The sequence below is a fragment of the Sulfitobacter sp. 1A13368 genome (genome assembly GCF_043557275.1).
GTDB lineage: Bacteria > Pseudomonadota > Alphaproteobacteria > Rhodobacterales > Rhodobacteraceae > Sulfitobacter > Sulfitobacter faviae.
Genome location: NZ_JBIFFR010000009.1, coordinates 43,067 through 60,030 on the forward strand (window position 1 = coordinate 43,067; position 16,964 = coordinate 60,030).

General features: G+C 57.8%; 18 protein-coding genes and 1 pseudogene. 7 read left to right on the forward strand and 12 right to left on the reverse strand.

Annotated features, from left to right (window positions below):
• Positions 1-5: 5 nt before the first annotated feature.
• The 4 genes from ACGYK4_RS16310 to ACGYK4_RS16325 all read right to left on the reverse strand — a co-directional run bounded on the left by ACGYK4_RS16310 (position 6) and on the right by ACGYK4_RS16325 (position 3,812).
• Complete coding sequence (locus ACGYK4_RS16310; RefSeq protein WP_394413943.1) at positions 6-971, reverse strand: ABC transporter permease; 966 nt, start codon at positions 969-971, stop codon at positions 6-8.
• Positions 972-1,044: 73 nt separating this feature from the next.
• On the reverse strand, positions 1,045-2,604 hold the full coding sequence (locus ACGYK4_RS16315) for an ABC transporter substrate-binding protein (RefSeq protein ID WP_394457437.1): 1,560 nt from the start codon (positions 2,602-2,604) through the stop codon (positions 1,045-1,047).
• Positions 2,605-2,679: 75 nt separating this feature from the next.
• Positions 2,680-3,072, reverse strand: a complete 393-nt coding sequence (locus ACGYK4_RS16320; RefSeq protein ID WP_394457439.1) for a VOC family protein — start codon at positions 3,070-3,072, stop codon at positions 2,680-2,682.
• Between the two features lie 92 nt (positions 3,073-3,164).
• The gene (locus ACGYK4_RS16325) at positions 3,165-3,812 is read right to left on the reverse strand and encodes a GntR family transcriptional regulator (protein WP_394457441.1); all 648 of its coding nucleotides are present in this window, start codon (positions 3,810-3,812) and stop codon (positions 3,165-3,167) included.
• A 125-nt stretch (positions 3,813-3,937) separates the two neighbouring features.
• On the opposite strand from ACGYK4_RS16325, the gene hydA reads away from it, so the two are divergent.
• The gene (gene hydA / locus ACGYK4_RS16330; protein ID WP_394457443.1) at positions 3,938-5,329 is read left to right on the forward strand and encodes a dihydropyrimidinase; all 1,392 of its coding nucleotides are present in this window, start codon (positions 3,938-3,940) and stop codon (positions 5,327-5,329) included.
• A 42-nt stretch (positions 5,330-5,371) separates the two neighbouring features.
• Here hydA and ACGYK4_RS16335 read toward each other — a convergent pair whose 3' ends face one another.
• From ACGYK4_RS16335 to ACGYK4_RS16345, 3 genes are read right to left on the reverse strand one after another with little or no spacing between them, the layout of a single operon-like run.
• Positions 5,372-6,484, reverse strand: coding sequence for a C4-dicarboxylate TRAP transporter substrate-binding protein (locus ACGYK4_RS16335; protein ID WP_394457445.1), 1,113 nt, complete (start codon positions 6,482-6,484; stop codon positions 5,372-5,374).
• Positions 6,485-6,512: 28 nt separating this feature from the next.
• Complete coding sequence (locus ACGYK4_RS16340) at positions 6,513-7,823, reverse strand: TRAP transporter large permease (protein WP_168612360.1); 1,311 nt, start codon at positions 7,821-7,823, stop codon at positions 6,513-6,515.
• Positions 7,820-8,332 (reverse strand): TRAP transporter small permease, encoded by a 513-nt coding sequence (locus ACGYK4_RS16345; protein ID WP_168612361.1) that lies wholly within the window; start codon positions 8,330-8,332, stop codon positions 7,820-7,822. Before ACGYK4_RS16345 ends, ACGYK4_RS16340 begins: the two co-directional genes overlap by 4 nt.
• 131 nt (positions 8,333-8,463) lie before the next feature.
• Here ACGYK4_RS16345 and ACGYK4_RS16350 point away from each other — a divergent pair, with 131 nt between their 5' ends.
• Positions 8,464-9,360, forward strand: coding sequence for a LysR family transcriptional regulator (locus ACGYK4_RS16350; protein WP_168612362.1), 897 nt, complete (start codon positions 8,464-8,466; stop codon positions 9,358-9,360).
• Between the two features lie 71 nt (positions 9,361-9,431).
• Positions 9,432-10,190, forward strand: coding sequence for an alpha/beta hydrolase (locus ACGYK4_RS16355; protein ID WP_394457448.1), 759 nt, complete (start codon positions 9,432-9,434; stop codon positions 10,188-10,190).
• A gap of 47 nt (positions 10,191-10,237) precedes the next feature.
• Here the strand turns inward: ACGYK4_RS16355 and ACGYK4_RS16360 are convergent, their stop codons facing one another.
• A complete protein-coding gene (locus ACGYK4_RS16360; RefSeq protein ID WP_394457450.1) occupies positions 10,238-10,534 on the reverse strand; it encodes a CcdB family protein in 297 nt (98 codons plus the stop codon).
• The gene (locus ACGYK4_RS16365; RefSeq protein ID WP_394443718.1) at positions 10,534-10,776 is read right to left on the reverse strand and encodes a type II toxin-antitoxin system CcdA family antitoxin; all 243 of its coding nucleotides are present in this window, start codon (positions 10,774-10,776) and stop codon (positions 10,534-10,536) included. The genes ACGYK4_RS16360 and ACGYK4_RS16365 overlap by 1 nt, the downstream gene beginning before the upstream one ends.
• 265 nt (positions 10,777-11,041) lie before the next feature.
• Here ACGYK4_RS16365 and ACGYK4_RS16370 point away from each other — a divergent pair.
• The 3 genes from ACGYK4_RS16370 (at position 11,042) to ACGYK4_RS16380 (ending at position 13,158) form a co-directional block, all read left to right on the forward strand.
• A protein-coding gene (locus tag ACGYK4_RS16370; RefSeq protein ID WP_394457451.1) for an IS3 family transposase occupies positions 11,042-12,129 on the forward strand; the annotation gives its coding sequence in 2 pieces (ribosomal slippage) (positions 11,042-11,303 and positions 11,303-12,129; 1,089 coding nt in all).
• 171 nt (positions 12,130-12,300) lie between these two features.
• Positions 12,301-12,891 carry a hypothetical protein gene (locus ACGYK4_RS16375; protein ID WP_394457453.1) on the forward strand — a complete coding sequence of 197 codons (591 nt, stop codon included), beginning with the start codon at positions 12,301-12,303 and terminating at the stop codon, positions 12,889-12,891.
• Positions 12,892-12,924: 33 nt separating this feature from the next.
• Positions 12,925-13,158: an HGGxSTG domain-containing protein gene (locus tag ACGYK4_RS16380; protein WP_394457483.1), complete on the forward strand. Its 234-nt coding sequence runs from the start codon at positions 12,925-12,927 to the stop codon at positions 13,156-13,158.
• A 111-nt stretch (positions 13,159-13,269) separates the two neighbouring features.
• Here ACGYK4_RS16380 and ACGYK4_RS16385 read toward each other — a convergent pair whose 3' ends face one another.
• Positions 13,270-13,683, reverse strand: a complete 414-nt coding sequence (locus tag ACGYK4_RS16385) for a VanZ family protein (RefSeq protein ID WP_394457454.1) — start codon at positions 13,681-13,683, stop codon at positions 13,270-13,272.
• 280 nt (positions 13,684-13,963) lie between these two features.
• Between ACGYK4_RS16385 and ACGYK4_RS16390 the strand changes: the two genes are divergently transcribed.
• A complete protein-coding gene (locus tag ACGYK4_RS16390) occupies positions 13,964-14,887 on the forward strand; it encodes a tyrosine-type recombinase/integrase (RefSeq protein WP_394457455.1) in 924 nt (307 codons plus the stop codon).
• A 126-nt stretch (positions 14,888-15,013) separates the two neighbouring features.
• Here ACGYK4_RS16390 and ACGYK4_RS16395 read toward each other — a convergent pair whose 3' ends face one another.
• Both ACGYK4_RS16395 and ACGYK4_RS16400 read right to left on the reverse strand, forming a co-directional pair.
• Positions 15,014-16,189 (reverse strand): nucleotide sugar dehydrogenase, encoded by a 1,176-nt coding sequence (locus ACGYK4_RS16395; protein WP_394457456.1) that lies wholly within the window; start codon positions 16,187-16,189, stop codon positions 15,014-15,016.
• An 85-nt stretch (positions 16,190-16,274) separates the two neighbouring features.
• Positions 16,275-16,775: pseudogene (locus ACGYK4_RS16400) on the reverse strand (cupin domain-containing protein); the annotation flags it as partial.
• Positions 16,776-16,964 lie beyond the last annotated feature (189 nt).

Here is a 16,964-nt window from a genome sequence, read left to right on the forward strand (position 1 = left end):
CGCCCTCATTTCAACGTGATGCGCGGGTCGATCAGCGTGTAGACGATGTCGACGAGAAAATTAATGATGACGAAGATCAGCGCCACCAGCATCAGGTAGACGACGATCACCGGGCGATCGGCGCGGTAGATGCTGTCGATCAAGAGCTTGCCCATGCCGGGCCAGGAAAAGATCGTCTCGGTGATCGTGGCGAAGGCGATGAGGTCGCCCAGTTGCAAGCCGAAGATGGTGATGACGGGAATGAGCGCGTTTTTCAGCCCGTGTTTATAGAGCACGTCGCGGCGCGTAGCACCCTTGGCGCGGGCAAACTTCATGAAGTCCTGCCGCCCGACCTCCATCATGCCCGCGCGGGTCATACGCAAAAGGATCGCCATGGTGGCAAGCGAGAGCGTCACCGCCGGAAGAATGATGTGGTGCCAGCCGTCGGCGGTCAGCAGGCTGATGCGCAGCCCGAAGATCTCGGCCGTATCGCCGCGCCCCGAGGAGGGGAAGATCCCCCAATGCACGGCGAAGAGGAAGATCAACACCATGCCGACCCAGAAACCGGGCAGCGAGATGCCCAAGAGAGAGCCCGCCATGATCGTGCGGCTGATGCGGGAGTTCGGGTTGGCCCCGGCATAGACGCCAAGCGGAATGGCCACCGCGAGCGCCAGCGCCATGGCGACCAACACCATCTCGACGGTGGCGGGGAGACGCTCCAAGATCAGCGTCATCGCGGGCTGGCGGAAAACGTAGGAATTGCCGAAGTCGCCCTGCACGAGGCTCGTGATGAAGCGCCCGTATTGCACCAGCAGCGACTGGTCCAGCCCGAGGATGCGGCGCGCCTGCGCGATCTCGGCATCGGTGGCGTCGATCGGCACGACCATGAACACCGGATCGCCAGTGAAACTCATCATCAAGAAGACGATCACGGAGACGATCCAGAGGACAAGCGTCATCTGGATCAGACGTTTGAGCAGATATCCGAACATCGGCGGCTAAAGTCTTTCGGCAAGGAGAAGAAAGACCCCGGCAGCGCAGGCCGCCGGGGTCGGAGGCTGCGGCTTACTCGGCCACGTCTATGTCATAGGCCCAGATGAACTTGTCCACGCGCGGCTCGAGCATCACGCCGTCACGCTTGGCGTAGATGTCCTGCTCGTAATGCACGGGGATCATCGGGATGTCGTTCAACAAGAGCTTGGAGGCTTCCTGCAGGTACTGGTCACGCTCCTCGATGCTGGGGGTGGCGTCAGCCTTGTCGACCAGCGCGTCGAGCTCGGGGTTGGAGTAGGAACCGCGGTTGACCTGCCCGTAGCCTTCCTTTTTGTCGCGGGTGTAGAACAGCGCGCCATACATGGAGCCCGCATCGCCCGCCGGCACATCCCAGCCCGACATGATGAAGCTGGAGTTCTCCGTGGGCACGCGGATGTAGCCCCAGAAGTTCGACTTGGGCATGATGTTCAGCTGCAGGTCGATGTTGATCTTGGCCAGCATCGAGGCCAGCGCCTGCGCGATCTGCGCGTCGTTGACGTAGCGGTTGTTGGTGGCGTCGAGCGTCATGGTGAAGCCGTCCGGATAGCCCGCTTCGGCCATCAGCTCTTTCGCCTTCTCGATGTCCACCGGGTACATCTCGCGGAAGCTCATGCCGTCGGCATAGCCGATGTGACTTTCGGGGACATACTGGTCGCTCGGCGTGGCCAGACCGTTCATGACGATCTTGTTAATCGCATCGGTGTCGATGGCCCGCGCGATGGCCTCGCGCACGCGGCGGTCGGTCATCGGGTTGTCGCCCTCAATGGTGGGTGATTTGGCGCGAGTGTCCATCGCCAGCACGACGTTCAGCAGGCTCGGGCGGGTGACGACCTCAAAACCCTCTTCGCGTTTGACCCGGTCCACGTCACGCACCGCGAGGTCCTGAATCACATCCACCTCCCCGGTCAGCAGTGCCGCGGTGCGGGTCGCGGGATTGGTGATCGGGCGGAAGGTGACAGTGTCGATCTTGGGCTCGCCAGCCCAGTAGTCGTCATTGGCCGTTAGGGTCAGCTTCTCTTCCTTGATCCAGCTTTCCAGCTTGTAGGGGCCGGTGCCCATCGGCTCAAGGTCCATCTTCTCGTCGCCAGTAGCTTCGGTGTATTCACTGTCGAGGATCAGCAATTCGGCCAGATCATTGGGCAGCACTGCATAGGGTTTGGGCGTCTTGATCTCGACCGTGTGGTCATCGACGGCAGTGATCGAGGCGATGTTCGCCACGAGGTCCGGGCGGATCGACTCGCGCGTTTTTTCAATCGTGTAAACGACGTCTTCCGCAGTGAAATCGTTGCCATTGTGGAATTTTACACCTTCGCGCAGCTTGAACCGCCATGTGGTGTCGTCGACATTCTCCCAGCTTTCCGCAAGACCGGGGCCGAAGGACAGATCAGCGCTGCGCTTCACCAGCGGATCGTAGAGGTGGTAGTACATGATGTTAGACGACAATTCCTCGCCCGCCAGCGGGTAGAGGTGGCTTGGGTCCGCGGTAAGGCCAATGGTGACCGATTTCTCGGCCAATGCCGCGCCCGCCGTCGTGGCCATCAAGGCCAGACCGAGCGCACTGGCACGCAGCGCGGTTTCACTGAGATATTTCATGGGTAGCTTCTCCACTGTTGGATGGGTGACGGGGCCACTTGGCGGGCCCTCATTCATTATGGTGACGGATCGGCGTCAGTGGCCCGGGCGAGCAGTCTGCACCTCGATCTGATAGCCCTCGGGATCGTTCATGGCGAAGGCGCGGATGCCCAGCTCATCACTGTCGAACATCTTGGTTAGCCCGGCGACCTTGTTGGCCTCGGCCCAGGCATACCAAGCGTCGACATCCGGCACGCGCAGGCAAAGCTGAACGGTCTTCTTCTCCTGCCATTTCTGCATGCCGCGTGTCTCATCCACGAGGCCGACATGGGCTTGGCCGTCGATCCGGTAGATCTTGGACCACCCCTGATCAATGGCGAGCGTCAGGCCCAGCACGTCCTCGTAGAAGCGCATCGCTGTCGGCAAATCGCGGTAATACTGAAAGGTGATCGCGAGAACGATACCGCTTTCGGGTCGTTGCGCCTGCATGGAATCCCCACTGCGTTCCTAATTGGTATCCCTACGGTATACAACCGGAATGCTGAGTCAACCGCCTTTGCGTTGGCGCTGCCCCACGGGGATTAGAATGGATGATAAATGTGCGAAATGATCGATTCTCGAACATTGCTGAGATGCAGCTTCATCGCAGCGCTGGCGGCTTCGGGCTCCCCAGCGATGACCGCGTCGATCAAAGCGATATGCTCCTCGCAACCCGGTACCAGACGATCGGGGATCGAACCTTGATCATACATACCGGTTTTGACCTTAAGGCTTTCGATCAACTCAAGCAAAAGATTGGAGCCCGCCATCTCAGCAAGAATGAAATGAAGCCGCATATCCAGAGCCGAATGCTCTGCCGCTGTGGGGCGAGGGCCGTCTATAAACCCCTGCATTTTATCGCGAATATCATTCAGTTCTGCAGTGGATTTGCCCGAAGACGCGGCTTTGCGCGCCGCCTCACATTCCAGCAGGCTGCGCACATGAAGGATCTCCATGATCTCATTCAAGGACACGCTTGATACCACTGGCGCGCTTCCTGCGCTGCGCTTTGCAAGCCCTTCGCTGACCAGCTGACCGATTGCCTCTCGCACTGGTGTGCGCGATACGCCCAAATGGTCGGCAAACTTCTTTTCGCTCAGCCGCGTGCCCGGCTCAAGCGTGCCGTCCAAGATCATCGCCTTCAGCCGTTTGAAGGTGGCATCCCCGAGCGTTTCGATTTTATCGGTCATGTTACCTCCTCCCGGGGCTAAGAGCCCGCCTCCGCCGCGATATATCTTTTATCGGTATACCATATGGTATACGAATGGTATGATTATTTTTATCACCCTAGATACTGCATATCGTCGAGGTTGCCATGCAAAGCAAACAGATTGACACCGTCATTCGTGGCGGAACCGTTGTAACACCTTTAGGCGTTGCGGTTCAGGACATCGCCATCGCGGATGGTAAAATCAGTGAGTTGAGCAGCGCAATCACATCCTCTGCCCCGACAGAGATCGACGCACGCGGCCTCTTGGTATTGCCCGGTGGTGTGGATACCCATTGCCATATCGAACAGATGTCCGGCGCCGGGTTGATGAATGCCGATACGTTCCGCACCGCCACACGCTCTGCCGCGATGGGCGGGACCACGACCACCGTTTCATTCGCCGCGCAGCACGCGGGCCAAAAGATGTGTGAGGTCGTGGGCGACTATGCCGCGCTTGCCAAGGAGGGCGCGGTGATCGACCACGCCTTTCACATGATCGTCGCCGACACGGGCAATGGCAATCTGGCCGAAGATATCCCGGCGCTTATCGCCGAAGGGCACCGTTCGATCAAGATTTTCACCACCTACGCCAGGGTTCGTCAGGACGACAAATCCATTCTCGATATCCTAGCCCTGGCGCGGGATGCGGGCGCGCTCGTCTGTTTTCACGCAGAGAATGACGGGCTGATCGGCCATATGACCGAAAAGCTGCTGGCCGAGGGCAAGACCGCGCCGAAATATCACGCCGCCTCCCACCCGCGCGAGGCAGAGATTGAGGCGATTGAACGGATGTGCCGTTTTGCCGAATTCACCGGGGCGCGGGTGATGATCTTTCACGTCTCGACCCGCGAAGGAGCTGAAATCATCCGGCAGGCCCGCGCGCGTGGGGTGAAGGTGCAGGCCGAGACCTGTCCGCACTACCTTTTCATGACCGAGGATATTCTGGACAGCGAGAATCCGGCCCGCTTTATGTGCTCCCCTCCGCAACGCGGGACCGATGATCAGGCCGCTCTTTGGGAGGCGATGGCCGATGGCACGATTGAGCTCATCACCTCAGACCATGCGCCCTATCGAATGGACGCCAGCGGTAAGTTCGCCCATGGGGAGAACGCGCCATTCAATCAAATCGCCAATGGGATGCCGGGTCTGGAGACGCGCTTGCCCCTGATGTTCAACACAATGGTAAGCGAGGGCCGCATGGGTGTCGAAGCATTCGCGAAGGTGACGGCCACCGCGCCCGCGCGGGCCTTTGGTCTGGATGGCAAAGGCGCGATTGCCGAAGGCTTCGATGCCGATCTGGCGATTTGGGATCCTGAGGCGTCTTACACCTACGGCGCCGATGATCTCCATGACAACACCGGGTACAATCCCTTTGAAGGCACTACCGTCAAAGGTATGCCGCGCCATGTGCTCTCTCGCGGTGAGCTATTGGTCAGGGACCGGGCGCTGGTCACCGAAGCGCCGCGGGGGCGTTGGTTGCCAATGCGGGCGGGCTAAAGGGCGCCATTGCAGCGCCCCTCCCCTTCTACGCTCTAAAGCTTAGTTCATGCCGTAGTTTGCACGGTCTAGCTTGTCATAGATCTCGCTTTTTGCCAGCGCTGCCAGCGCATCGGTATCGGTGTGATCCACATCGGCGAGCAGTTCGGCCCAGCGGTCTACGATGCGCTTATAGTCTTCCAGCAGCGCCTCGGGGTTCTCGATCCCGCGGCTTTTGGCGTTTTCGATCAGTACGGCTTCGTCCGCTTTGACGAATTCCGCCAGCGCGTCTTTAAGGGCCTGGTCGGGCTCGAAGACTTCCATACCGCCTTCTTTCGCAGCAGAGACCGCTTTGTCGACGTCCTTGTCGAATTCAACCCGGTGCTGCGCGAGGTAATAGGCCATCTGGTCAAACAAGACATCGCGCGACTCTTGCGACAGCCCCTGCCAGAACGTCGGGTTATAGCCCCACTCAAATCCGGCGTAATAGTTGCCGACGGCCAGCATATTCAGATGGGTCACCACATCGGAAAGAGAGAAGGAATCAAGCGCATCGGCTGCCGCCACGGCGCAGTCAAGCGAGCCTGTGTCGAGGCCGGTGTACATCTCGCTTGAGGGGATCGACACGGGCACGGCGCCCACATGTTCGGCAAAACGCGACCAGGCGCCCCCGGCCATGCGCAGGCGTTTGCCTTGAATATCCTCATAGGTGGCGACGGGCGTGTTGCACATCATATAATATTCAGAGGTCGAGTAGCCGCCGCCGAATACCACGCCATTCTCTTTCCATTCGGCCAAGGCGGCTTCGTTGGTAAGGCCAAACTCGGTCGAGGCGAAAGCCATGACCATAGGGTCGGTGTTGTAAAAGGCGAAGTTGCCGATCAGGTTCGCGACCGGCAGTTCGGACGGGGTGTAGGTGCCCGCGTGATATGTCACCTGTGCCACGCCATCGCGTACGCCTTGCAGTGAAGCGGCGGGCGGCAGCAGGGAGCCACCTGCGAAGACGGTGAAATTCACCTCCCCATTGGTTTCTTCGGCCACACGTTCGGCAAATTCCACGTAAGGGCCGCGCACCATCGAATGACGCTCCGCAAAGAAGTGGTTCGCGTTCTGTGCTGCAGCGGCAGTGCCGAGGCCACAGACCGCGAGGGCCAGTATGGATGTGTTCAGTTTCATGTTGTCGTCTCCTCCGGTTAAAAAAGCGTTACTGCGCCATGAGCGAGGGCAGGAACAGGCTGATCGCGGGAAAGGCGATCAGGATAAAAAGCGTCACGATGTCCATGGCGATAAACCATGTCGTGCCCGAGATGATGTCGCGCAGCTTTACCTCGCCCGAGAGCGCGCTGTGCAGGACATAAAGGTTCAAGCCGACAGGCGGTGTCACCAGCCCGATCTCCAAAAGCTTGATGCAAATGATGCCGAACCAAATGAGGTTGATGTCTGCGGCCTCAAGCACCGGTAGCAGGATCGGTAGCGTCAGCAGAATGAGACCGATGGAGTCGATCACCATGCCCAAGATGACGAAAAGCGCGGCAATCATCAGGATGATCACGATCTGATTGTCCGACACCGACAGCATCATATCCGTCAGGGCGCGGGGCACGCCCGACAGCCCCATGAAACGGGTGAACATCACCGCGCCGATGGAGAGAAAGAAGATCGAGGAGGTCGCGAGCGTCGTCTGGCGGATCGCCTCGGCCAGCGCTTTGCGGGTCAGCGAGCGGCGCAGCAATGCAACCGTCGCGGCAAGGAACGCCCCCACGGCACCGGCCTCTGTCGGGGTGAAGAAACCGCCGAAAATGCCACCCAATACGCCGAGCACCAGCACAGGAAATGGCCAGACGGACCATAGCAGGCTCAGCACTTGCGCCCGGTCAATCCGCTCAACCACGGGCGGGGCAAGCTGCGGTGTGACTGTGGCGCGAACGGTGATCATCGCCATATATACGAAGGCAGAGAGCACACCGGGAATGACGCCTGCGATGAAGAGCTGGCCGATCGATTGCTCAGTGAAAATGCCGTAGAGCACCATGAGGATCGATGGCGGGATCAGAGAGCCAAGCGTGCCCGAAGCCGCGACGACACCGGTGGCCAGCGAGGGGTGATACTTCGCCTTCAGCATCTCCGGCACGGCGATCTTTGACATCGCGGCGGTGGTCGCGATGGAAGAGCCAGAAGCGGCCGCGAAAAGCCCGCAAGCGCCGACACTGGCCGAGGCCAGACCGCCAGGCACCCGCGCAAGCAACACCCGCAAAAGGTCAAACGCGCCTGCGGTAAGACCGGTATTGGCGGCGATGAACCCCATGAAGAGGAACATCGGGATTGCCGTCAGTGACCAATCTCCGATCAAATTGAAGGGCATGGCGCTGACGATGCCAAACGCGGCTTGCAGGTTGAACATCACCGTGATGCCCACAAAGGACACCGCCATAAGAGCCGTCCCGATGGACATCCGAAAGGCCAGCAGCCCGAACAGCGTGCCCACACCGATCCAGCCGATAACGAGATTACTCATGACATGCCCCCATCGAGGTCGGACTGGGTGACAGGCTGCCCGCGCAGCACCAGCAGACCCCGCAGCAACGCGGCGAGACTGGCAAGGCCGAAGCCAAGCGGCAGAACCATACGCGAAGGCCAGACTACGACCTCACGCCCGCCCATCACAACTTCGCCCACACGCAGGGCGCGCATGGCGTCCAGCCCGGTGCGCCATGTCATCACAGCCAAGATGGCGGCAGCGGCGACGCAGCTAAAGAGCAACGCAAGTTTCTGAAGCCATGCGGGGAAGTGATTGAACAACAGATCGACCGAGATTTGCTGGTCCTGCATCTCGACAAAGGCCATCGGCAGCATGACCAGCGCGACCATATAGTAGTAGGACGACATCTCGACCGTGCCTTGGATCGGCGCGTTCCACACCAGTTTAGCGACGACATCGGCCACAATGTTCAGCATCATCGCGATGACACCGAAACCGCCGATAAACATCAGCCAAGAGCATAATCTGTTGAACAGCGTCAGCATCGGGCCTCCTCCCCATACCAAGACGGGAACCGGGCCCGTAATTCCGATTCAACCTCACCGCTGAAGGGTCAGTTGACAAATAGCGATGGTTGATCGAGTGATAACGAAACGCGATCAACACGGAAGCATCAATGAACGACGGCAGGAAACCCACAAGGCTCGACCTTCGACATCTGCGATACGCTTTGGCCGTGGCCGATGCCCAAGGCTTCCGCGCCGCAGCCGAGATGCTCAATATCGCGCAGCCGGCCATTTCGAAAGCCGTCAAAGACACTGAGGTGGATTTGGGGTTTCGGATATTCGATCGCAGCGGGCCGCGCGTGATCCCCACGCCAGAGGGCGTTGTTTTCCTCGACGACGCGCGCCAGACGGTCGCGCAGTTCGAGCGGACAATCCGCGCTTCACGCCAGAATGCGGCCGGGGCCCGAGGGCATATCATCGTGGGCTATTCCGCCCTCGCCACCTCACGGCAAATTTCGGAAGCGCTGGATGCCTTCCACCGCAGCGTCCCCGGCGTGCAGGTCGAGATGCATGTCATGTCCACGGATAACATGCTGAAAAATCTGAAGTCCGGCGCTATCGACCTTGGCTTTCTGCTGTCTCATCCCACAGTTGGCGCACCGGGGATCGATCAGATGCCCGTTTGGAGTTCGCGCATCGGTGTGGTCGCCCCCGCAGGCGAAGCCCCTTCGCAAGTGGATGATCTGGCTGAGATGCCCTTCGTCATGGGGCTGCGGGAAAACTGGCGCTCATGGCGCGCGCTGCTGGACAGCGCTTGCGATCGCGCGGGCCTTACCCCCATGGTGGCAGATGAGGCTTGGGACGTGCAGGTGATCTTGCAGCGCGTGGCCGAACGCCGCGGCGTGACGCTTTTCCCCATGACCATGGCCGAGAGCCTGCCTGCCGCGCTGGAACTGGTGCCGATAGCAGGGCTGGATGCAGAGACGACTATCTCGATGGCATGGAGCATCAAGGCAGATACCGGGCTGTTGCGTCAGTTCCGCAACCACTTCCCGCCGCTTGGTTGATCGCGTTCGGTTATCGGACGATACCACATGTCTATTTGCGTAACACAGCGATAGCGCGATCTTATGCGCCTATGAAACAGACCCCGATCGCCCCCTTCGACCTGCCTGAAGCGCAGCCTTTTCTTCTCGAAGGCAGCGACACCGGATTTCTCTTTTTCCACGGCTTCACCAGCACGCCGCAGAGCGTGCGCGAAGTCGCGGAAAAAGTACATGAGATCAGCGGCGCGACGGTATACTGCCCGCGTCTTGCGGGACATGGCGAAACCCCTGCGGCCTTGGCAAAAACCGGCCAAGCGGATTGGGTGGCCTCAGCAGGGGACGCTCTCGCCACCCTCTCCACAAGCTGTGCCCGGGTTATCGTTGGCGGGCTATCCCTGGGCGCGACGCTATCGCTCAACCTCGCCGCCAGAATGCCCGATAAGATACAAGGTGTGGTCAGCATCAACGGCTCAACAGGCCTCTACCGCCCCGAGGTTGTGGCGCCGCTTTACGAGGCAGACGGGCCAGCGTTCATCGCCGGCATCGGCTCCGACATCGCCGAACCCGGGATGACCGAAATCTGCTATGATCGGATCCCACGCGATACGCTAAAGGAGCGGTTCCTGCTGACGAATGCGACCGGCGCCTTGCTGCCGCTGATACGGCAGCCGATCCAGATTATGCAGTCGCGAAGCGACAATGTTGTCGACCCACAAAACGCGCTGCGTATCGCGACTTCGGTGGGGTCAAGTGAGATACGGCTGTCTTGGCTAGAGCGGTCTTACCATGTGGCGACGCTGGATTATGAGCGGGGCGAGATCGCTCGGCGGATTGCTGGGTTCTTAGCCTAACCGGATCCGATAGCGCGCGGAGGAGAAGGCTGGTCAAATTGGCCCGCTCAGAACCCCGAAAAGACCATGTCGAGCGCACCGCGGATTTCATAGTCTGATGCGGAAAGGTCCGCGATGGGAGGACCTTTGAACAACGCAGAGGGGATCGCCGCCATCTCTGCAGTATGCAGGGCATAGGCATTGTCGTTAATTTCGAGTACCGGCTCCAGACGTCCTATGACCCCCGGCCCGCCTGCAATTGGGATCAAAGGAGCGACGACGCGGGAACCTGTGTCGATGAGATCCGTCTGAAGGTCGAGCACAAGCCGCCCGCCAGATACTTGGTAGACTTGGAACTGCGCCATCAGCCGAGCCGCAGCACCTGCAAGTCCGCCAGCGGCATCCCATGGGCCTCAATCCAAGCGCGGCGCTCTGAGATCGCCGCCGCGTTGTCTGATGCCCAAGCTGCGGCCCGTGCCGCACGCACAGCTTCTCCGACAGCAGCATCGCTGATTGCAGACACATTCAAGCCCAACTCCCGGGCAGCGGCGAGGTTCTCTGCAGTCAGGGTAATGTTTGTGCGCTGCTTTTCGGCCGTGGTCTGCATGCCATCCTCCTAAATCACATAATAAATACACATGATTGGTGTGTAATGCAATGGATCACAGATCACTTCCCTACTCGCGCGAATGCCCGGCCGGATTGCAGGAGGCGCGTTTTTTACCCATCTCTGAGCCTCGTCAGGCGGATCGGCCCGCGCGCCGCTGATGGTGCACGTTATCGGAGGTTGCTAGGTTGGGGGGTAATCCCCCCTAAAAATAGTGGTGTTCAAAAGTAGAATTTTCTCGGCAAGTTATCTGAGGAGATTTATGATGAAGAACGGACGATTTAGCGACGCACAGATCATGGCCGTGTTGAAGCAGGCAGAGGGTGGCGTTCCTGTCTCTGAGCTGTGCCGCGAGCACGGAATGAGCAGCGCGAGTTTTTACAAATGGCGGGCCAAGTTTGGCGGCATGGACGCGTCCTTGATTTCCGAGATGAAGGATATGGCGGATGAGAACCGTCGTCTGAAGCGCATGTATGCCGAGATGAGCATGCAAAACGACCTGCTGAAGGAAGCGCTTGGAAAAAAGCGTTAAGGCCGTCTCATCGGCGAGAGATGGCCATGAATGCAGTTGAGCAATATGGGGTCAGCATAGCTCTGGCCTGCCGTGCGTTCGAGATCAGCGAGACCTGCTACAGATACAGCCCTGTGCTGAGCGATGAGAACGAAGAGATCGCAGATTGGCTTGAACGCTTGACGACTAACAAGCGGACCTGGGGCTTCGGCCTGTGCTTTTTGTATCTGCGCAACGTGCAGGGCTATGGCTGGAACCATAAAAGAGTCTACCGGATCTACTGTGAGCTGGCGTTGAACCTGCGTATCAAGCCGAAGAAACGCTTAAAGCGGGACAAGCCGGAGCCACTGGCTGTGCCTGAAAGACCAAATGAAACTTGGTCCATGGACTTCATGGCGGATCAGTTGGCGGATGGCCGGTCGATCAGGACGTTAAACGTCTTGGATGACTTCAATCGCGAAGGGCTGGCTATTGAGGTCGACTTCTCGCTGCCTGCTGAACGTGTCGTGCGTGCGCTGAACCAGATCATTGAGTGGCGCGGAAAGCCCCAAGCTATTCGTGTGGACAACGGACCGGAATACGTCAGCGGGAAGCTCATGGAATGGGCTGAGAAACGCAATGTGCGGCTCGAATATATCCAGCCCGGTAAGCCCCAACAGAATGCCTATATCGAGCGCTACAACCGCACCGTTCGTGGCGAATGGCTAGGGCAATACATCTTCGAAACCATTGAGGAGGCACAAGACCAAGCAACACAATGGCTCTGGACTTACAACAACGAGCGACCCAACATGGGCATCGGCGGCATGACACCCGCAATGAAACTGAAAACGGCTGCGTGAATTCTACGGCTGGACCCCATTAAAAATGGGGGGATTACCGGGGGAGGGAGGTGATATCTGAAAAATTCAATTCAACCCCATGCACAGTGTGATATCCATACTATTAGACATCCACCCGAAGCCTCTGATGTGCTAGGCTCATCCATAACGCGACAACCTGGTAGAGGCGAGATGGCAAAGAAATCCTCTAAACCCGACTCTGCGGCACTGCCTTCCCACGAGATACTGCCGATACGCGCGTATTTGGACGTAAACGAGGTTGATCTCGAAACCCAGAAAATGAACGAGATAGCCCAACTGGTCCGCTTACCAGACGGCCTGTCAAAAGCAGCACAAAACGCCCGGCTTGCTAGAGCCCTCGATCTCTATGAAAGCCTAGCCCCAACAGACGGACTGGAAGGCATGCTTGCAACGCAAATGGTTGGTACGCATCACGCCGCGCTTGAATGCCTTCGCATGGCGGCAGTTCCGGGACAGACTTTCGCGGGCCGGGACATGAACCTGAAGCACGCGCAGAAACTCATGGCACTCTATACTCAGCAGGTAGCGGCATTGAACAAACACCGTGGCAAGGGCCAGCAGAAGGTCACTGTTGAGCATGTCAATGTTCATGCAGGCGGCCAAGCTGTTGTCGGCAATGTAGAGATGGGAAAGCGCAATGGACAAGCTTTAAGTAAGACGGACGCCATCGAAAATGTGGAGAGCGTTTCTTCTTCCAAAGCTAAGCAGCGGAAGCCGACCAAAAGTAAGCGGCGAGATTAGGCGGCGATGACACACAAACGGAATACCGGACCCATGCGAACAAGCCCGCGCTGCGGTGCCAAGACCCGCAAGGGAACACCGTGTCAGGCCCCTGCCCTCTCCGGCAAGGCCCGCTGCCGCATGCACGGCGGCGCAGCGGGCTCCGGCGCCCCGAAAGGCAATCAGAACGCGCTGAAACATGGTCTCTATACCAAGGAAGCATCGGCGCTCAGAAAACATATGCGCGAGTTGTTACGGAGCGGCAAAGAACTTATCGAGAAATTCTAGCGGTGTCGCACTTCGGCAGCTGTAAAGCGGCAGAAGATTCGGTCGCCGCTCAGCCCATACCGTAGCCTGTTCGCGCCGTTTAGCTCCTCTAAGCCGGGATTAACGTAGCGGCTAGAAAAAACTATTTGAAGAACTCGCCGCCCTTCGTGCAATGCGACATTTGAAAATAAAGTGCAGGAGAAGGCCAAACGCCGCCCCAATGCCCACGCCTAGCAAATCTGCGAGTACGTCCGCCGTCTCGCCATGACGCCCGACATAGGGCTGAATGACTTCTATCAAGCCCCCATAAACGGCAGCGGCAAACATAACCCGAAAAAGCCCTTTTGGATAAAGAGCCGCACACGGCATGGTTAAGATCGCAAAGGCCAGAACATGATGGGCCTTATCAGTTCCTGGAACAGCGGAGGGGGCGCTTAGGGGAATGAGAGTTAGCGCGCCGATACAAAGCGCTAGCCCGACTGTGAGCCATATCGAAATCGCTCGACGGCGCTTTCTGCTTAAGGCAATCGCGCGAAGCGTAGACATAACCTATCGTTTCGGGGGGTGAATGCGAATGCCAGGGCCGTCGTCGGGCGTGCCGATGAATTCAATACCAGCAGCTTCAAGGGCACTCTTAACCGCAGATATATTTGCGTTTGTACTACTTGGTATGCCGTCCTCCGCTTCCATTCTCTTAATCGTGCGAACGCTAACCGAACTCTGCTGGGAAAGGGATTCGACGGTCACTTTCAACGCGTGACGTGCGGATCTAATTTGGGCGCCGGTAATCATTGACAAGCCTCTCTTTTGCCCCTAATAGTGCCATATGGCACTTTTTGATCCATCTCGTCGTTATAAGACTGAACACAACTGGCGCTTGGAATTCAAGCGCCTCGAAGGTGCGTATGCGCCCTCGACGATGCGTGCCTATTACACCGACATAGAGATTTATACCCAGTGGTGCGCACAAACCGGACGGACGCCCTTTCCCGGCAGCGTGGATACAGTCTGCGCATTTCTCGTAGATCAGGGGCCGGAGTTTACCCCCTCGACAGTTCGCCGACGTATATACGCCATTCGGAAGGTTCACCAGCTGTTGTGTCTGCCTGATCCAACGCATGACGAGGACATCAACCTCACCTTTCGCCGTATCCGTCGCAGCAAAGCGTCGCGGCCGCGACAGGCGAAGGGAATGACAAAGAATTATCTTGATCAGTTCCTTGCTGTTCAACCGGATAACCCTTGGGGCTTGATAAACAAGGCCATGCTTTCACTTGGCTATGACCTTCTCGCTCGGCGGTCCGAGTTGGTTGCCCTCACTGTCAACGACGTTGAGTTTCTTTGTGATGGAACGCTTCGTGTTCTGATCCGACGCAGCAAAACAGATCCTGAGGGCTATGGGCGCGTTGCGTTCACGTCAAAACGGACGGGGCAGCTAATGGCCGATTGGCTTGATTGGCGGAGCCAAGATTTTCAGCCGCTGTTCAATCCGATCTACCACGGTCATGTAGTGGATCGCCACTTAAGCGATACGTCTGTAAAGCATCTTATCAAGTCAGCCGCTAAGGGTGCTGGCCTCGATCCAGACGAAGCGAACGATTTTAGCGGGCATTCGATGCGCGTTGGCGCAGCCCAAGACTTGTTAAAAGCAGGTCACGATACCGCTGCGATCATGCGCGCAGGGGGGTGGAAGTCGATCAACGTCCTTACGCGGTATTTAGAGAATGCGGAGTGTAACGTCTGGCTATAGTCTCTAGCACAGCAAACTGCGCGCCGACCGGATCACCATGTTTATCACTGATGCTCAAGTGCTGCCATGGCGCAGCCGCTTTTGATAATTCCGATTGATCCACTCCCACAAGGTCGCTGAGTTCGATCAATCAGAGCCAAAAAGATCACGGGTAAAGACCTTGTTCGGGACGTCATCAAGATCGTTCGTCCGCCGGTTCGCCAATATGACGTCACAATCATTCTTGAAAGTGGCAAGGTCATGGGTGACCTCTGAGCCGAAGAATTTCCTTTCCTCCATCTCCGGTTCGTAAACCAAAATTTCAACCCCTTTAGCCTTGATACGCTTCATCACGCCTTGAATCGAGCTCTGCCTGAAATTGTCGGAACCCGCTTTCATGACCAACCTATAGACCCCCACGCGGCGCGGGCTCAAAGCAAGGATTTTTTCAGCAATGAAATCCTTGCGGGTGCGGTTGGCATCGACGATGGCGCGGATCATGTTTTGAGGCACTTCGGAGTAATTCGCCAAGAGCTGCTTGCTGTCTTTCGGCAGGCAATAGCCACCGTAGCCGAAGGAGGGGTTGTTGTAATGCGCGCCGATCCGTGGATCGAGGCTGACCCCCTCGATGATCTGGCGGCTGTCCATGCCGTGGCTCATCGCATAGCTGTCGAGTTCGTTGAAATAAGCCACGCGCATTGCAAGGTATGTGTTGGCAAAGAGCTTGATCGCCTCGGCCTCGGAGGCATTCGTGTAGAGAACCGGTATGTCTTCTCGCAGCGCCCCTTCAGCTAAGAGCTGGGCAAAGGTCTCGGCCCGGACCGAGCGCTCCCCGACGATAATCCGCGAAGGATACAGGTTATCGTGCAGCGCTTTGCCCTCGCGCAGGAATTCCGGGCTAAAGATGACCCGGTCTCCGCCGATTTGCGCCGAAATCCGTGCGGTATAGCCAACCGGGACAGTGGATTTGATCACGATAGTTGCGTGGTCGTTAACCGCCACCACGGCGCGGATCACCGCCTCAACGCTGGAGGTGTCGAAGTAATTCTCGACAGGATCGTAATTGGTCGGCGTGGCCACCACCACGAAATCCGCCCCCGCATAGGCCTGCGCAGCATCGGTGGTCGCAGTCAGCCGAAGCGTTCTATCGCGCAGGTAACCTTCGAGCTCGGCATCTACGATGGGGGATTCTCCTGCATTTACCTGCGCGACCCGTTCAGGGTCTAAATCAACCGCCGTGACCTGATTATTTTGAGCCAGTAAGACCGCATTGGACAGCCCTACATATCCGATGCCTGCGACAGCGATCTTAGTATCTGACATGTGTATTTCCTACCCGGAGCCGGAGATACCTCGGCTCACTTTTGTCTATCTCTGGAAGTCATTCCGAAAGGCGGCACTGGGATGTTTACCCATTAGCGCCTTGCCCTCGCGCATAAACATCTTCGTAACGAATAATATCATCCTCACCCAGTTAGCTGCCGGTCTGCACTTCAATGAGCACCATTGGCACCTTGCCCGGGTTCTCCATTCGGTGCGTGGCGCTGAGGGAGATATAGACCGACTGGTTTTCTGTCACGAGCTTTAACTCGTCACCGACGGTTACTCGAGCTGTTCCCTCCACTACGATCCGGTGTTCGGATCGGTGGTGATGGCTTTGTAGGCTAAGCGCCACCCCAGGGTGGACGACGATCCGCTTCACTTGAAAGCGCGATCCGACTACGAGGCTTTCGAACCAACCCCAGGGTCGATAATCGCGCGGCAGGGTTTCAGCCTGAGTAGCGCCCTTGGCCTTGAGGGCCCCGACGGCCTTTTTCACATCTTGCGCGCGATCTTTATGGGCCACCAGAACCGCGTCAGGCATGGCCACTGCAATAATCTCACTCAGACCGATACCGACCAACTGTTGCTGCATCGGGTGGACAATATGGGTCATATATACTATCTTCAGAAGAAACTAGATCAATAGCGGTTCGCACAATACTCAAGGGAACGCCAGCCGTAGAAAGCTGCTGAAGGACGACACGGCCTTTCCCAAGAAAAATTGAAACTCCACGGTAATTTGGCGCTCTAGCGTTCAAGATTCTATAGTATTAGA

Excerpts from the sequence above, each read along its gene's own strand:
- ACGYK4_RS16380 (WP_394457483.1), top strand. The coding sequence starts at position 12,925 with ATGCGAACAAGCCCGCGCTGCGGTGCCAAGACCCGCAAGGGAACACCG.
- ACGYK4_RS16340 (WP_168612360.1), bottom strand. The coding sequence starts at position 7,823 with ATGAGTAATCTCGTTATCGGCTGGATCGGTGTGGGCACGCTGTTCGGG.
- ACGYK4_RS16325 (WP_394457441.1), bottom strand. The coding sequence starts at position 3,812 with ATGACCGATAAAATCGAAACGCTCGGGGATGCCACCTTCAAACGGCTG.
- ACGYK4_RS16390 (WP_394457455.1), top strand. The coding sequence starts at position 13,964 with ATGGCACTTTTTGATCCATCTCGTCGTTATAAGACTGAACACAACTGG.
- ACGYK4_RS16395 (WP_394457456.1), bottom strand. The coding sequence starts at position 16,189 with ATGTCAGATACTAAGATCGCTGTCGCAGGCATCGGATATGTAGGGCTG.
- hydA (WP_394457443.1), top strand. The coding sequence starts at position 3,938 with ATGCAAAGCAAACAGATTGACACCGTCATTCGTGGCGGAACCGTTGTA.
- ACGYK4_RS16335 (WP_394457445.1), bottom strand. The coding sequence starts at position 6,484 with ATGAAACTGAACACATCCATACTGGCCCTCGCGGTCTGTGGCCTCGGC.
- ACGYK4_RS16360 (WP_394457450.1), bottom strand. The coding sequence starts at position 10,534 with ATGGCGCAGTTCCAAGTCTACCAAGTATCTGGCGGGCGGCTTGTGCTC.
- ACGYK4_RS16345 (WP_168612361.1), bottom strand. The coding sequence starts at position 8,332 with ATGCTGACGCTGTTCAACAGATTATGCTCTTGGCTGATGTTTATCGGC.
- ACGYK4_RS16320 (WP_394457439.1), bottom strand. The coding sequence starts at position 3,072 with ATGCAGGCGCAACGACCCGAAAGCGGTATCGTTCTCGCGATCACCTTT.
- ACGYK4_RS16315 (WP_394457437.1), bottom strand. The coding sequence starts at position 2,604 with ATGAAATATCTCAGTGAAACCGCGCTGCGTGCCAGTGCGCTCGGTCTG.
- ACGYK4_RS16375 (WP_394457453.1), top strand. The coding sequence starts at position 12,301 with ATGGCAAAGAAATCCTCTAAACCCGACTCTGCGGCACTGCCTTCCCAC.
- ACGYK4_RS16355 (WP_394457448.1), top strand. The coding sequence starts at position 9,432 with ATGAAACAGACCCCGATCGCCCCCTTCGACCTGCCTGAAGCGCAGCCT.
- ACGYK4_RS16365 (WP_394443718.1), bottom strand. The coding sequence starts at position 10,776 with ATGCAGACCACGGCCGAAAAGCAGCGCACAAACATTACCCTGACTGCA.
- ACGYK4_RS16350 (WP_168612362.1), top strand. The coding sequence starts at position 8,464 with ATGAACGACGGCAGGAAACCCACAAGGCTCGACCTTCGACATCTGCGA.
- ACGYK4_RS16310 (WP_394413943.1), bottom strand. The coding sequence starts at position 971 with ATGTTCGGATATCTGCTCAAACGTCTGATCCAGATGACGCTTGTCCTC.
- ACGYK4_RS16385 (WP_394457454.1), bottom strand. The coding sequence starts at position 13,683 with ATGTCTACGCTTCGCGCGATTGCCTTAAGCAGAAAGCGCCGTCGAGCG.